Origin of the sequence: Micromonospora sp. NPDC051196 (assembly GCF_040682415.1) — a bacterium.
In the GTDB taxonomy this organism is placed as follows: Bacteria; Actinomycetota; Actinomycetes; order Mycobacteriales; family Micromonosporaceae; genus Micromonospora.
In genome coordinates this window covers 49,607-64,065 of the sequence record NZ_JBFBAY010000011.1, presented here as the reverse complement: position 1 = coordinate 64,065, position 14,459 = coordinate 49,607, and the positions used below count along the sequence as shown (strand labels likewise).

The window sequence follows — 14,459 nt, the reverse complement described above, 5'->3', positions numbered from 1 at the left end:
GGGCCCCTTCTTAACGCCTCCGGTAGAGCAGGGGCCCCCGCTTAACACCCGGGTCAGGATAGGCGGACCCGGGCGGCTACCGTCGGCGCCATGTACGACCTGTTGGTGCTCGGCGGCCTCGGGGTGGACATACGGGTCCGGGTGCCCGCGTTGCCCCTGCCGGTGGTCGACTCCGTCACCGTCGACCCCATCGACCTGCGGATCGGCAACACCGGCGCGGGCGTGCTGCTCGCCGCGCACGCACTCGGGCTGCGAGTGGCGGTGGTCGACACGCTCGGCGCGGACCCGGCCGGTGACGTGGTGCGGGCCGCGCTGGCCCGCACCGACGTACACACCGTGCTCGCCGAGGAGCCCGGCGGCACCCGCCGGTCGGTGAACCTGGTCGATCCCGCCGGGCGGCGGATGTCGCTGTACGACCCCCGCCCTTCCGGCGGGACCGCACCCTTTTCGGTGGCGCGGCTGACGGCGTTGGTCCAGGAGACCACGCACGTCCACCTGTCGATCATGAATTGGGTACGGGACCTGCTACCTGCCCTCGGCGGTCTGCTGACCGAGGGGGTGGGTAGCTCCACCGACCTGCACGACTGGGACGGGCACAACCCATACCATCGCCCGTTCGCCGAGGTCGCCGAGTTGGTGCTGGTCAGCGGGGTCGCGTTGGGCAACCGGGCGGCGGCGGTGCCCACCGCGGCGGGCGACCGGGCGGCGGCGATGCCCGCTGCGGCGGGCGACCGGGCGGCGGCGGTGCCCACCGCGGCGGGTGACCGGGCGGCGGCGGTGGCTGCCGCGCTGGCCCCACGGCCGGTGCTGGTGACCTGGGGCGCCGACGGCGCGGACCTGCACCTCGGCGGCACCGTCACCCGGATACCGGCGGCCACACCGCCCGGCTCGGTGGTCGACACCAACGGTGCCGGGGACGCCTTCGCGGCCGGCGTCATCGCCGCCCGGTCCCGGGGCGCGTCGTGGGCGGAGGCCGCCGGGTACGCCGCCCAGGTCGCCGCCGCAGCCTGCACCCACGACGGCATGGAGTACCCGCCCGGTCTCCTCCCCCGTCCCTGACCCCACGCCCGCGGCCCCGCGCCCTGTGCCCTCAGACCCCACGCCCTCAGACCCCACGCCCTCTGACCCCCACGCCCTCAGACCCCACGCCCTCTGACCCTGCGCCCTCTGACCCGCCCCGCCCTTGCCCCGCCCTGCCCTTGCCGCGACCGTTTGCATGATCACGCTCGATCTGGGATCGAGTGCCTATTCTCGGTTTACGAGGCCATTAGATCCCGCATCGAGCACGATCATGGTCTGCCTATGGGTCGCGCCAGCGAACACGTCCGATGATCTGCCGTCAGAGGGCGCCGGTGGCGCCGTCGGTGAGTTCACGGAGAATGTCGGCATGCCCGACGTGCCGGGCCGTCTCCTCGATCATGTGCACCAGGATCCAGCGCAACGACACCTCACCGAGCTGCGGATGCGGCACGACGTGGTCGAGGTCGAAGCGCGCCACGATCTCGCGGGACCGGGCGCAGACCCGTTGGGAGTCAGCGGCCAGGCGCTCCACGGTGTCGCCCTCGACGAGGGTGAAACTGGCCAGCGCCGCCTCGCCGGTCGTGGGAAACGTCTCGCCGGGCGACGGCTCCAACAGGATGTGGAACCAGTTATGCTCGATCTCGGTGAGATGTTTGACCAGCCCGGCGATGGTGGTCGCCGAGGGAACCAGACGGCGAGCCGCGTCGGCGTCGGCGAGGCCGTGCAGCTTGCGCAGCAGGACTGTCCGGTGAAAATCCAGGAAGGATTCGAGAACTTCCCGCTCGCCGGCCGTCCGGTTCACCACCGGCCCGAGTGTGGGATCAATCGCGATCTTCGCCATGTCGACACGTTATCCCTGGCTGCCAGGCCCAAAACGCGCTCGATCGCAAGCTGGACGACGCCACTGCGATGGTGGGCAAGCACCAACCAGCGGGCTCGGTGCCGTGGGCCTGCCGATCCGCTGCGAGAGCGCGGCGCGCGGGGCAGGATGGGCGCATGGCAGCAACGGTTGAGATCCCGCTGGTGGGCGGTTCGGCGGACGGCCAGCACGTCACCGTCGAGTTGGACCCGAACGACCGTCCCCCGCTGACCCACCATCACGTGGGTTCAGGAGGGCTGGCCGAAGCGGACATCTACGAGTTGGAGTCGATCGACGCCGAAGCCCGGCAGTGGTGCTACCGCTGGCGCGGCCCGGCGGTCTGAGCGGGGCAGTCCCGGGTCAGGCACCGACCTCGACCAGAGAACGGCTGCGCAGGCTCTCCAGTACCGCCCGGGTCACGTGGGAGGTGCCCCGGGCCTCGTCGCAGACCTGCGCCACCCGCTGGGCGGTGGTCTCGGCCCGCTGGTCGCGTTCGTCCCACAACTGGTCCACCTCAGCCAGCAACGGGCCCTCCACCTCCCGCTCCACACCACGCAGCGCCGGGACACCGAGTCGCTGCGCCAGGTCGAAGACCTTGCCGGCGTACGGCAGGGGCAGGAACGGCGTACCCATCATCGCGGCGAAGATCAGGAAGTGCAGCCGCATGCCGACGGCCAGGTCGAAGTGGCGCATCAGGCCGAGCACCTGCTGCGGCGAGTAGGTGCCGTGCAGGATCCGACCCCGCTCGGCGGCGATCATGTGCGACAGCACCCCGTGCGAGTGCCGGATGTCATCGCGTTCCATCGGCACGAACAGCACGTGCGCGTCGATGCGGTGTACCAGGAAGTCACCGATCTGGGCGAGCAGCCGGTGGTATCCGTCCACGTCCAGCCGTTCGGCGGCCCGGCCCGGCTCCCGTACGCTCATCCCGACCAGCCGTTTACCGGCTGGCACACCCTCCTCGCGCAGCAGTTCCGCCGGGAACTCCTCGGGTTCCAGCAGGAACGCCGGGTCGGCGGTGACGGTGATCGGGTTGAGCAGCCCGGCCTCCTCCAGCACCATCCGCGATTCCTGGTCGCGTACGGTCACCTGGGTGGCCCCGGCCAACGTCTCGCGCACCATGCCGGTGTCCACCATCTCGCTGAGCGGCCCGACGCCCACCGCGTACGTCAGCACCGGCAGGCCCCGTTCCTGCGCGACCCGGACGACCCGCAGGTACCGGCGGGCCTCCTTGTCGTAGAGGATCCCGCCGCCGCCGAGGATGAGCAGGTCGAGTTGGGACAGTACGAGGGCGGAGTCGGTGCGGCTGACCCCTTCCCAGGGCACCGCCTCCACGTCCGGGTGGGCCTGCGCGGTGTGCTCCGGGTTTCGCGAGAAGACGATGATCCGGGCGTTCGGCTCCTGCTGACGCAGGTCGGTCAGCAGACCGGTGAGGATGGCCTCGTCACCGAGGTTGCGCCCACCGTACGAGCCGAGCACGCCGATGGTCAGTCCGCCACGCGTCATCCGTCGCTCCTCCCCAGGTGCGTCTGAATCAACGTTTTCCCGCTGCCCCGCTGAACAGTCATCTCCGGGTCACCCGGGGCGGCGTCGGCCACCCTCCGAGGCAGGCTGCCTCAGCCGCCGGGTGGGACTCCGCCGGCCAGCCGGGACACCAGGGCGACAACCACCTCGTCGGGGTCGAATCCGGCGTCGATCGAGGTGGTGAGCAGGTCGAGCAGGAGACCGTCCACGGCGTAGCGCAGCAGGGCCACCTCGAACGCACCGCCGGGCAGTCCGGCGGCGAGATGGTACGCGACGTCGGCGCGGTAGCCCCGGCGCAGTGTGTCGCCGAGAATCCGGGCCAGGTCGGGGCGACGGGCCGACTCCAGGCGCAGCTCGATCAGGGCGCGGGTGAGTTCCGGGTGCCGGGTGGTCCGCTCGACGATGTAGCGGACGTAGTCGGTGAGCAGGGCCGAGGAGGGCGGCCGGGCGGCCAGTTCGGCCACCACCGCGTCGTCCGGGGCAAACCGCTCGAAGATCCGCTCGCCGAGCGCGCCGAGCAGGGCGTCGCGGGAGCGGAAGTAGTTGGAGGCGGTGCCGACGGGCACCCCCGCCTCGGCGTCGACAGCCCGGTGGGTGAGCCCTCGGGCACCCTGGGCGGCCAGCACCCGCAGCCCGGCGTCCGCCAGGGCCGCCCGCCGCTGCGGGTTGCGCGCCACGACAGAACCCTAGCAGCAACCACGACAACTGTTGTACGTTGACACAACCACAACATCCGTAGTGCTTGGAGATCCGCTTGCGCAAGCTCGTCTACTACGTGGCCAGCACCATCGACGGCTTCATCGCCGCCCCCGACGGGTCGTACGACTTCTTCGACCTGCACCCCGACACGGCGGATCACCTCGTCGTGCAGTGGTCGCAGACCTTCCCGACCTTCGCGCACCAGCAACTCGGCATCGACCGCCCACAGGGCCGATTCGACACGGTCCTGATGGGCCGGGCCACCTACGAGCCCGCCCTGCGCATCGGCGTCACCAGCCCGTACGCCCATCTGAAGCAGTACGTATTCGCCCGCTCACTACCCGCGTCCGACGACCCGAACGTGGAGATCATCTCCGGCGCCCCGGTGGCCTTCGTACGCGATCTGAAGGGCCGTCCCGGCGCCGACATCTGGCTCTGCGGCGGCGGTCAACTCGCCGGCCAACTCCTGCCCGAAGTGGACGAATTGGTGGTCAAACTCAACCCGGTCGTCGTCGGCAGCGGCATCCCGCTGGTCGATCACACCTTCGCCCCGCAGCACCTGACCCTGCTCGACGCCGCACCCGTCGGCGGCGGAGTGGTCGTGCTGCGCTACACGCGATGAACGGCCACCCCGCACCGTCAACAGTTTCCGGGATGTTGCCGCCTCGGCGATAAGGTGAGGCGGCAACATCCCGGAAGATGTGGCACAACGGGTCAGGCCTGCGTGGAAAGAAACACGCGAATCAGACGCTCTTACGCATCGCAGCTTCGGATCGGGGTCCGCGTCCAGTGCACGCGGAACTGGTCGATGTAGCGGTTGGTGACCCAGCCGTCGCTGCGCGGCCCGCACCAGCGAGTCGGCCACTCCCACCGGCCGGCACCACCCTCATGGATGGTGGTCAAGATCAACCCGGTCCTCGCCGGCAGCGGCATCCCGCTTGTCGACCACCCCTGCACCCCACAGCACCTGACCTGGCAGACACCACCCCCGCTGGCGCCGGAGTCGTCATCCTGCACTCCACACGATGAGCGCCGACGCCCTCGTCGGTCGGCAAGTTCCCTGATGTTGCTGCCTCGGTGCGCAGGTCAGGCAGCAACATCAGGGAACTTGCAAGAACCGCAGAGCCACGGCGGTCAGGCGGGGGTGTTGAGCGTGTGGGTGAGGAAGGGGAGGACCACAGCGGGCAGGGCGGGCGAGTCGACGATGTCGTAGTGGGTGAGGCCGGGGAGGATGGCCAGCCGGGCGTCCGGGCGTCCGGTGCCGTCCCAACCGGCGTCGCGGTGACCACCACCGAGCAGGCCGAAGAACTCCACCATGTGGCCCGGCCGGACCGAGTCGGCGTCGGCGAAGACCAGCAGCGTCGGCGTGGTCAGCGCGGCGACCTCCGGCGACCAGTCGTACTCCCGCCGCAGCAGCTCCCCGGTCTTGGCCCACAGCCGCGACCAGTCCTGCGGACGGGGCGCTACGGCCTGGTAGAGCTGGTACGGCGGGGTGCCGCGCATCCGCTCGCCGGCCGCCTCGTCGGGCTCGGGCATGCCGGCGAGCACCTCCGGAAACCAGCCCTGTCGCCGGCAGGGCGCGGAGACCACGACCAGTCGACGTACCAGCTCCCGGTGCTGGATCGCCACCCGCAGCGCCACCCCACCGCCGAGCGAGAAGCCCAGCACATCGGCCGGGGCGAGCCTGAGGTGGACGATCAGCGCGGCGATGTCGTCAGCCATCGACTCGTAGCGCAGCGGCCGGTCGACGTCGGCGGTACGCCCGTGACCCGGCAGGTCGACGCTGATCACCCGGCGTCGCCGGGTCAGCGCCGGCCGGATCGCAGCGAACGTCTCCACCGCACCGAAGCCGCCGTGCAGCAGCACCAGCGGTCGACCGGAACCGTGTGTCTCGTACCGGAACCGGACGCCGTTGATCTCCGCGTAAGTCACCGGGCCCCCTTCACCGTCGACCGGACAACGGTGGCACGGCACCGGGCCTCACGGGCACCGGTTGCGGACCTCGGTTGAAGGACGAGGCGTGGACACGTACCTTGATCGCCAGGAGTTAGCAGTTGCAGATTATTGGCAATAGGGCTGGGTGATGGTGTTGTCGTTCGTGATGACCGGGCTGGACGGAGCCGGGCTGCGGCAGTTGGTCGCGCACCTCCACCCGATCTACCGGGACTGCTTCGCGGCCCCGCCCTGGAACGAGCCGGCCGAGAAGATCGCGGAGTTTCCGGCCCGGCTGGCCCGGCATACGAGCGAGCCGGGGGCGTACGGCTCAGTCGCCGAACGAGACGGTGAGATCGTGGGCGCGGTGTACGGATGGCCCGCGCCGGCCGTGCTGCCGGCGGCGAACGCGTTCGACATCGCGGTACGGGAGGCGGCGCCGCCGGATGTGGCGGCGTTGCTGGTGGCGCCGGCAGTGGTGGTGGCAGAGCTGATGGTCGCGCCGGCATACCGAGGGCACGGGGTGGGCCGGGAACTGCTGGCGCGTCAGGTCGGTGACCGGGCCGCGTGGCTGGCCACCCACCCGGATGCGGCGGCGGCCCAGCTCTACGAACGCACGGGCTGGGTACGGCGGTTTTCGTACCAGGTGGACAGCCGGCCGTTGACGCTGTTCACTCGGGCGGCTGCACCGGTGGGCCGCTAAGGGCGGCGGCCAGCTCTCGTGGCCGCATTGCTGTCACGGCCCGGAGAAATGATCTCCGGGCCGTGGTTTGTGCTGGTGGGCGCGGCAGGTTTCGAACCTGCGACCCCTCGCTTGTAAGGCGAGTGCTCTCCCACTGAGCTACGCGCCCGGAAACGCCGTACGGCGGACCGGCGGTTGGCAGCTTACCCTGCCACGCACCGGCCCTGCCGGACGGTCGCACCCGTTGGGACCGGGGTCAGGCGCTGACCTCCGCCAGCGCCTTGCGCCAGCCCTGCTGGTCGCGCGGCTCGCCCGGCATGTTCATCTCGGCAAAGCGAACGACACCCGCCTTGTCGATGACGAAGGTGCCCCGGTTGGCGATGCCGGCGACGTCGTTGAAGACCCCGTACGCCTGGGCGACGGCACCGTGCGGCCAGAAGTCGGCCAGCAGCGGGAACTGGTAGCCCTCCCGGTCCGCCCAGACCTTGTGGGCGTAGACCGAGTCCACGCTCACGGTCAGCACCTGGACGTCGTCGTTGACGTACTCGTTGAGGTTGTCCCGCACCTCGCACAGCTCGCCCTGGCACACACCGGTGAAGGCCAGCGGGTAGAAGACCAGCAGGACGGCACGCGAACCCCGGTAGTCGGAGAGCCGCACCTCCTGGTTGTTCTGGTCCTTGAGTACGAAGTCGGGCGCCTCGGCGCCAACCTCGATGGGCATGCGAACTCCTTGGGTCGAGTCGAGATGCATCAGCTTGTCACGTCGGACGACGAAACTACTTCTTGCCCTTTGCGCCGCGACGCAGCACGAGGCGGGCACCGCTCCAGTCCTTGCCGGCGTTGATCGTCGAGGTCTGCTGAAGGCCGGCGGTGGGAGCGGACTCGGCGATCTCGCTCGGCTCGACGTGGCCGTCGCGGCCAGCCTTGGGCGTCAGCAGCCACACGACCCCGTTGTCGGCCAGCGGGCCGAGGGCGTCGACGAGAAGCTCGAAAAGATCACCATCGCCGTCGCGATACCACACCAGCACCGCGTCGACCACCTCATCGGTGTCTTCGTCGACCAGCTCTCCACAACGGTCGGTCAGGGCGTCCCGGAGATCGGAGTCGACGTCGTCGTCGTAGCCCATCTCCATGACGACCATCCCCGGTTCGATACCGAACCGGTCCGCCAGGCTGCGTACCCCGTCAGCAGCCTGACCAGCGGTCGCGCTCACTGTCGCGTGCCTCCTCATCTCGTCCAAGCTCGCGGCACCCGGTCGGCGCCGTCAGGCAAAGTCCACACAGTTGTGCCGCCGCGCGCAAGTGGCGCACCGGGTGGAACGAAATTTACCGTGCCAGCAGCGTACGGGCACCCTGGGTGATGGCCTCCTCGGATACCAGGACCTGACGGGCAGCCGGGCCCAAAGGTACAAAACAGTCAACTGCCGCCACTCGGCGTGCGGCCCCGACATATCCGGCGTCGACCAGCGCGGCGATCACTCCCTCACCGACCCCGCCGGAGCGCCGCGTCTCGTCCACCACCAGCACCCTCCCGGTCGCGGCGGCCTCCCGGATGAGGTCGGCCACCGGCAGCGGCGCGAGCCAGCGCAGATCCACCACCCGGCTGCCGATGCCTTCGTCCGCCAGCGCCGAGGCGGCCCGCAGTGCCATCCGTACGCCGTTACCGAAGGTCACGATGGTGATGTCCTCGGCCGAGCCGACACCGTACACCCGGGCTCGGCCGACGGGGACGTGTCCGCCCGCCCAGGCACCCGGCTCGGCATAGCCGGCCAACCACTCACCGTCACCGTCGGAGTAGAGGTCGCGGGCGTGGTAGAGCGCGATCGGCTCCAGGAACACGCAGACGCTGCCGTCCACCGCCGCGCTCGCCAGGCAGGTGCGCAGCATCGCCGCCGCGTCGTCCGGGCGGGCCGGCACGGCGATCACCAGTCCGGGCACATCCCGCAGTACGGCCACCGAGTTGTCATTGTGGAAGTGCCCGCCGAAGCCCTCCTGGTACGCCAGGCCCGCTACCCGCAGCACCATCGGGTTGCGCAGCGCACCCTGGGAGAAGAACCCCATGGTGGCCGCCTCGCCGCGCAACTGGTCCTCGGCGCTGTGCAGGTGCGCCAGGTACTGGATCTCCGGCACCGGCAGCATGCCGGCCAGCCCTGCGCCGAGGCCCAGACCGAGCACCGAGGTCTCGTCGAGCAACGTGTCGAACACCCGGGCCGGGCCGAACCGGTCGCGCAGCCCCTTGGTCACCCCGTACATCCCGCCCTTGGCGGCGACGTCCTCGCCGAAGACGGCCATCTGCGGGTGCTCCAACAGTGCGTCGGTGAGCGCGGCGTTGATGCTCTGCGCGAGTGTCAGCGGGCCGGTCAGTTCCGGCGGCTTACCGCCGAACGCCTCCAGCCGCGCCCCCGCGCCCGGCCCGGCGGCTCGGGCACCCGCGTCGGCCACCGCCTGGGCCACCCGGACCGGGCGGCGTGGAGCCAGCGGGGCGATCACCTCGGCCGGGCTGCTCAGCTTCGGCTCGTCCAGCACCTGCTCGGCAACCCGCCGGATCTGCCAGCCGATCTCGTCGTAGCGGTCCAGCAGTTCCGCACCACTGGCCAGGCCCGCGCCGACCAGCCGTCGCGCGGTGGCGACCACCGGGTCGGCGGCGAGATCGACGGCGATCTCCTCGGCGCTGCGGTACGCACTCTCGGCGTCCGCGCCGGTGTGGCCCAGCAACCGGACCGTGCTCAGGTGCAGCACGGCCGGACGGCGGTGGCGACGTACCCAGGCCGCCGCCTCGCGCGCCGCCCCGTACGCCCCCACCAGGTCGGCGCCGTCGGCGGCGAAGTAGCGGATACCCGGCTTGGCGCGCAGCGCCGTGGCCACCCAGCCCTGCGGCGACCGCAGGCTGGCACCCAGGCCGTTGTCCTCGCAGACGAACAGCACCGGAATGCGCAGGCCGGTGTGGTCGTACCAGCCGGCGGTGTTGAACGCCGCGGTGGCGCTGGCGTGGTTGACGGCGGCGTCGCCGAACGAGCAGACCACGATCGCGTCCGGTGCCCAGGGCGCCCGGGACGCCCCGTCGGCCTGCGTCGAGCCGCGCCGGGCATCCAGCCGGCGCAGCCGCTCCACCGCCAGCCCCATGCCGACGGCCCGGGGCAGGTGCGAGGCTGCGGTGGAGGTGGTCGGCACCACGGCGAGGTCGGCTCGACCGAAGACCTTGTGCCGGCCACCGGTGATCGGGTCCTGGCTGGAGGCCACCATCCCACGCAGCACGTCCCGCGCCGCCTCGGTGTACGCCCCTGCCACCGGCCGCCGCACCGCGGCCACCGGCATCCCGGCGCCGACCTCGTCATCCGACGGCAAGGCCGAGCCGATCCCGATCGAGGCCGTCCGCCCGGGCGGGGTCGAGCCCGCAGTGGCGTCCTCGGCCGCCGGATCAACCGGCTCGGCGTCCGCCGTCGAATCAACCGGACCGCCGTCCGCCGGATCAACCGGCTCGGCGTCGATCGCCCGGTCGGCCGGACCGCCGTCCGCCGGGTCGACCGGATCGCCATCCACCGCCGGGTCGACCGGCTGGCCGTCCGCTTCCGGGTCGACGGAAACGCCGGTCACCGCGGGCGTAGTGTCCGGGTCGTCGTCCACCGGCAGCAACGGTCTGGTCGCCGCGCCCGCCGTTGTCTCGGCGGCCTGGGCGGCGCGGACGCAGTAGAACGCGCCCGAGCGGTAGTGCAGCAACGCCGGGTCGGTGGGGCGCAGCGCGGCCGCGACGGCCGCGTTGCCCTCGTGGCCCGCCGAGCCGATCGTGTGGTAGCCCTCGCCGAAGCTACGCAGCCAGTGCCCGGCGAGATCGAGCTGCCGGCTGGTGACCTGGGCGTCGAAGAGTTCCAAGAGTTGGGCGCCGGTCAGCGCCGCGCCCTCGGCCACCGGCTGCGCCGGGTCGGTACGGTGCCGCGGCATGGCCAGCGCGGCCAGGGACTCCCGGAGTCGGTCGTCAAGATCCTGCGGGGTGGTCACGTCCGACAGCATTACCGACCGGAGCACACCTCGCCCAGTCGAACCCGGCTCGCGTTCACCGGCCGACCTCGCTCGGCCTGCGGTCAGCCGGGTAGGAAGGAGAACCGGACCTGGCGGGTGGTGTTGTCGCCGTTGGTGTCGACCAGGCAGATCGACTGCCAGGTCCCCAGGGCCAGCCGACCGTCGAGCACCGGCAGCGTCGCGTACGGGGCGACGAAGGCCGGCAGCACGTGATCACGCCCGTGGCCGGGCGAGCCGTGTCGGTGCCGCCAGCGGTTGTCGGTGGGCAGCACGCTGTCCAGCGCGGTGATCAGGTCGTCGTCCGAGCCGGCGCCGGTCTCGATGATGGCCAGCCCGGCGGTGGCGTGCGGCACGAACACGTGCAGCAGCCCGTCGCCCTGGCCGGAGACGAACCGCTCAGCCTCGGCGGTGATGTCCTGCACGGTGGACCGGGAGCCGGTCCGGACGGTGATCACCTCACTGCGCACCTGTCGCATTCTGCCGCAGTCGGCCGGTCCGCACCGGCCCGGCCGCGATCGTCGCCCGGTCCGGGACCGGCCGGACGGCTCCGACTGGACGGGTGGCTGCCACCGGCCAGGTGGCTCCGCGATCCTCTCAGCACAGCTCGGAGCCGGTAGGTATGGAAAAGACAACGTTACTGGTGAGTACCTGTGTCGCGCGTCGCCCTTGACACGGGTGGACGTGACGCCGAGTGCCGCGACGGGGCAGGATGGCGCTAGAGACCTATCCCACACACAACCGAGGGAACGCCTGTGGCTACGGAACGCAAGCGCCCGGTGATCACGGCCGGCCTGCCTAGCCAGCTTCCAGACATCGACCCCGAAGAGACCAGCGAGTGGGTCGAGTCGCTGGACGGTGTCATCGACGAGCGCGGCGCCAAGCGGGCCCGCTACGTGATGCTTCGTCTGCTGGAGCGCGCTCGCGAGCGCCAGGTCGGGGTGCCGTCGCTGACCACCACCGACTACATCAACACCATTGCGCCGGAGCGGGAACCGTGGTTCCCCGGCGACGAGCACGTCGAGCGGCGGATCCGGGCGTACGTGCGGTGGAACGCGGCGATGCTGGTGCACCGCGCCCAGCGGCCGGAGATCGGTGTCGGCGGTCACATCTCCACCTTCGCCAGCTCCGCGTCGCTGTACGAGGTGGGCTTCAACCACTTCTTCCGGGGCAAGAGCCACCCGGGCGGCGGTGACCACATCTTCTACCAGGGTCACGCCTCCCCCGGCATGTACGCTCGGGCGTTCCTGGAGGGCCGCCTCAGCGAGAACCAGCTCGACGGCTTCCGGCAGGAGCTGTCGCACCCCGGTGGCGGTCTGCCGTCGTACCCGCACCCTCGGCTGATGCCGGACTTCTGGGAGTTCCCCACGGTCTCCATGGGTCTGGGTGGGCTGAACGCCATCTACCAGGCCCGGTTCAACCGGTACCTGCACCACCGGGGCATCAAGGACACCTCGGACCAGCACGTCTGGGCCTTCCTCGGCGACGGCGAGATGGACGAGCCGGAGACCCTCGGCGCGATCGGGGTGGCCGCCCGCGAGGAGCTGGACAACCTCACCTTCGTGATCAACTGCAACCTCCAGCGGCTGGACGGGCCGGTGCGGGGCAACGGCAAGGTGATGCAGGAGCTGGAGGCGTTCTTCCGGGGCGCCGGCTGGAACGTGATCAAGGTGGTCTGGGGCCGGGAGTGGGACACACTGCTCGCCGCCGACACCGACGGCGCGCTGGTCAACCTCATGAACACCACGCCCGACGGCGACTACCAGACCTACAAGGCGGAGTCCGGGGCGTACGTGCGGGAGCACTTCTTCGGCCGTGACCCGCGTACCCGCAAGATGGTCGAGGGTCTCAGCGACGACGAGATCTGGAACCTCAAGCGGGGCGGGCACGACTACCGCAAGCTCTACGCGGCCTACAAGGCGGCGACGGAGCACACCGGTCAGCCGACGGTGATCCTGGCCAAGACGATCAAGGGCTGGACGCTCGGCTCGCACTTCGAGGGCCGCAACGCCACGCACCAGATGAAGAAGCTGACGCTGGAGGACCTGAAGACCTTCCGCGACCGGCTCTACCTGGACATCCCGGACTCGGCGCTGGAGGAGAACCCGTACCTCCCGCCGTACTACCGCCCCGACGAGAAGTCCACCGAGATGCAGTACCTGCACGAGCGGCGCCAGCAGCTCGGCGGTTACCTGCCCTCGCGGCGGACCGAGGCCAAGTCGCTGGCCATCCCGGGCAGTGAGCGTTTCGCCGACATCAAGCGCGGTTCGGGCAAGCAGAAGGTGGCCACCACGATGGCCTTCGTCCGCCTGCTCAAGGACCTGATGAAGGACAAGCAGTTCGGCAAGCGCTGGGTGCCGATCATCCCGGACGAGGCGCGTACCTTCGGTCTGGACTCGATCTTCCCGACCGCGAAGATCTACTCGCCGCACGGTCAGCGGTACACCGCCGTGGACCGGGAGCTGTTCCTGTCGTACAAGGAATCGACCATCGGGCAGATCCTGCACGAGGGGATCAACGAGGCCGGTTCGGTCGCCTCGTTCACCGCCGCCGGCACGTCGTACGCCACCCACGACGAGCCGATGATCCCGATGTACATCTTCTACTCGATGTTCGGGTTCCAGCGCACCGGAGACGGCTTCTGGGCCGCTGCCGACCAGATGGCTCGCGGCTTCGTGCTCGGTGCCACCGCCGGACGCACCACGCTCAACGGTGAGGGTCTGCAACACGAGGACGGCCACTCCCACCTGCTCGCGGCCACGAACCCGGCGGTCGTCGCGTACGACCCGGCGTTCGCGTTCGAGATCGCGCACATCATGGAGAACGGCCTGCACCGGATGTACGGCGAGCAGCAGGAGAACATCTTCTACTACCTCACCGTCTACAACGAGCCGATCCACCAGCCGGCGGAGCCTGCTGGTGTGGACGTCGAGGGCATCGTCAAGGGCATCCACCGCTACTCACCGGCCCCGTCGATCGACGGGGACGCACCCCGGGCCAACCTGCTGGCCTCCGGCACCGGCATGCAGTGGGCGCTCAAGGCGCAGCAACTGCTCGCCCAGGACTGGGGGGTGGCCGCCGACGTCTGGTCGGTGACCTCCTGGACCGAGCTGCGCCGCGACGCCGTCGAGTGCGAGGAGTACAACCTCCTGCACCCGGGTGCGGAGCAGCGGGTGCCGTACATCCAGCGGAAGCTGGCCGACGCCGACGGGCCGAAGGTCGCGGTCAGCGACTGGATGCGCGCGGTGCCGGACCTGATCTCCCGCTGGGTGCCGGGTGACTGGACCTCCCTGGGCACCGACGGCTTCGGCCTGTCCGACACCCGCCACGCGCTGCGCCGGCACTTCCACGTCGACGCCGAGTCGGTCACCGTCGCCACCCTGCGGCAACTCGCGCTGCGCGGGGTGGTACCGGCTCACGTACCGGCCGAGGCGGCCAAGAAGTACGCGATCGACGACGTGAACTCCGCCCCGGTGGGCGAGACCGGCGGCGACAGCTAGAAAGTTCCACCTCGAAAAGGGCCCGGCGCGAGAGCGCCGGGCCCTTTTCGCGTGCCGCCGGTATGACACAGACGGTATCGGCAGAGGTCTTCAAGCTGTAACACACTGAATCCACAATCATCGATAGGCGTTCGCCTTCCCGTGGACGCCAGGCCGGCCCGGTGTGGCGCTACCCGTCGTGCCCGTCCACCACCGGCCCGGACGTCACCGTCGCCCCGGCACGACGGGA

The 14,459-nt window shown here is 70.5% G+C and carries 13 protein-coding genes and 1 tRNA gene; 5 read left to right on the top strand and 9 right to left on the bottom strand.

Features of this window, described 5'->3' with window-relative positions:
- Window positions 1-90: 90 nt before the first annotated feature.
- The gene (locus AB0M35_RS21030) at window positions 91-1,059 is read left to right on the top strand and encodes a PfkB family carbohydrate kinase (RefSeq protein WP_363747247.1); all 969 of its coding nucleotides are present in this window, start codon (window positions 91-93) and stop codon (window positions 1,057-1,059) included.
- A gap of 280 nt (window positions 1,060-1,339) precedes the next feature.
- On the opposite strand, the gene AB0M35_RS21025 is transcribed toward AB0M35_RS21030, so the two are convergent.
- Window positions 1,340-1,861: a DinB family protein gene (locus AB0M35_RS21025; RefSeq protein WP_363747246.1), complete on the bottom strand. Its 522-nt coding sequence runs from the start codon at window positions 1,859-1,861 to the stop codon at window positions 1,340-1,342.
- 155 nt (window positions 1,862-2,016) lie between these two features.
- Between AB0M35_RS21025 and AB0M35_RS21020 the strand changes: the two genes are divergently transcribed.
- Window positions 2,017-2,223 (top strand): hypothetical protein, encoded by a 207-nt coding sequence (locus tag AB0M35_RS21020; protein WP_363747245.1) that lies wholly within the window; start codon window positions 2,017-2,019, stop codon window positions 2,221-2,223.
- 16 nt (window positions 2,224-2,239) lie between these two features.
- Here the strand turns inward: AB0M35_RS21020 and AB0M35_RS21015 are convergent, their stop codons facing one another.
- Both AB0M35_RS21015 and AB0M35_RS21010 read right to left on the bottom strand, forming a co-directional pair.
- A complete protein-coding gene (locus tag AB0M35_RS21015; RefSeq protein WP_363747244.1) occupies window positions 2,240-3,385 on the bottom strand; it encodes a polysaccharide pyruvyl transferase family protein in 1,146 nt (381 codons plus the stop codon).
- Between the two features lie 110 nt (window positions 3,386-3,495).
- Entirely contained in the window at window positions 3,496-4,080 is a 585-nt protein-coding gene (locus AB0M35_RS21010; protein ID WP_363747243.1) for a TetR family transcriptional regulator, read from the bottom strand.
- 77 nt (window positions 4,081-4,157) lie between these two features.
- Here AB0M35_RS21010 and AB0M35_RS21005 point away from each other — a divergent pair, with 77 nt between their 5' ends.
- The gene (locus tag AB0M35_RS21005) at window positions 4,158-4,724 is read left to right on the top strand and encodes a dihydrofolate reductase family protein (protein ID WP_363747358.1); all 567 of its coding nucleotides are present in this window, start codon (window positions 4,158-4,160) and stop codon (window positions 4,722-4,724) included.
- A 512-nt stretch (window positions 4,725-5,236) separates the two neighbouring features.
- Here AB0M35_RS21005 and AB0M35_RS21000 read toward each other — a convergent pair.
- Window positions 5,237-6,034: an alpha/beta hydrolase gene (locus AB0M35_RS21000; protein WP_363747242.1), complete on the bottom strand. Its 798-nt coding sequence runs from the start codon at window positions 6,032-6,034 to the stop codon at window positions 5,237-5,239.
- A 151-nt stretch (window positions 6,035-6,185) separates the two neighbouring features.
- On the opposite strand from AB0M35_RS21000, the gene AB0M35_RS20995 reads away from it, so the two are divergent.
- Window positions 6,186-6,737: a GNAT family N-acetyltransferase gene (locus AB0M35_RS20995; RefSeq protein WP_363747241.1), complete on the top strand. Its 552-nt coding sequence runs from the start codon at window positions 6,186-6,188 to the stop codon at window positions 6,735-6,737.
- A gap of 73 nt (window positions 6,738-6,810) precedes the next feature.
- On the opposite strand, the gene AB0M35_RS20990 is transcribed toward AB0M35_RS20995, so the two are convergent.
- The 5 genes from AB0M35_RS20990 to AB0M35_RS20970 all read right to left on the bottom strand — a co-directional run bounded on the left by AB0M35_RS20990 (window position 6,811) and on the right by AB0M35_RS20970 (window position 11,200).
- A tRNA-Val gene (locus AB0M35_RS20990) sits at window positions 6,811-6,885 on the bottom strand.
- 87 nt (window positions 6,886-6,972) lie between these two features.
- Window positions 6,973-7,437 carry a peroxiredoxin gene (locus AB0M35_RS20985; protein WP_363747240.1) on the bottom strand — a complete coding sequence of 155 codons (465 nt, stop codon included), beginning with the start codon at window positions 7,435-7,437 and terminating at the stop codon, window positions 6,973-6,975.
- Window positions 7,438-7,492: 55 nt separating this feature from the next.
- On the bottom strand, window positions 7,493-7,930 hold the full coding sequence (locus AB0M35_RS20980) for a DUF3052 domain-containing protein (RefSeq protein ID WP_363747239.1): 438 nt from the start codon (window positions 7,928-7,930) through the stop codon (window positions 7,493-7,495).
- 112 nt (window positions 7,931-8,042) lie between these two features.
- On the bottom strand, window positions 8,043-10,724 hold the full coding sequence (locus tag AB0M35_RS20975) for a transketolase C-terminal domain-containing protein (RefSeq protein ID WP_363747238.1): 2,682 nt from the start codon (window positions 10,722-10,724) through the stop codon (window positions 8,043-8,045).
- A gap of 71 nt (window positions 10,725-10,795) precedes the next feature.
- Window positions 10,796-11,200 (bottom strand): secondary thiamine-phosphate synthase enzyme YjbQ, encoded by a 405-nt coding sequence (locus AB0M35_RS20970; protein ID WP_363747237.1) that lies wholly within the window; start codon window positions 11,198-11,200, stop codon window positions 10,796-10,798.
- 285 nt (window positions 11,201-11,485) lie between these two features.
- Between AB0M35_RS20970 and aceE the strand changes: the two genes are divergently transcribed.
- Complete coding sequence (aceE, locus tag AB0M35_RS20965; protein WP_363747236.1) at window positions 11,486-14,230, top strand: pyruvate dehydrogenase (acetyl-transferring), homodimeric type; 2,745 nt, start codon at window positions 11,486-11,488, stop codon at window positions 14,228-14,230.
- The last annotated feature ends 229 nt before the right edge of the window (window positions 14,231-14,459 follow it).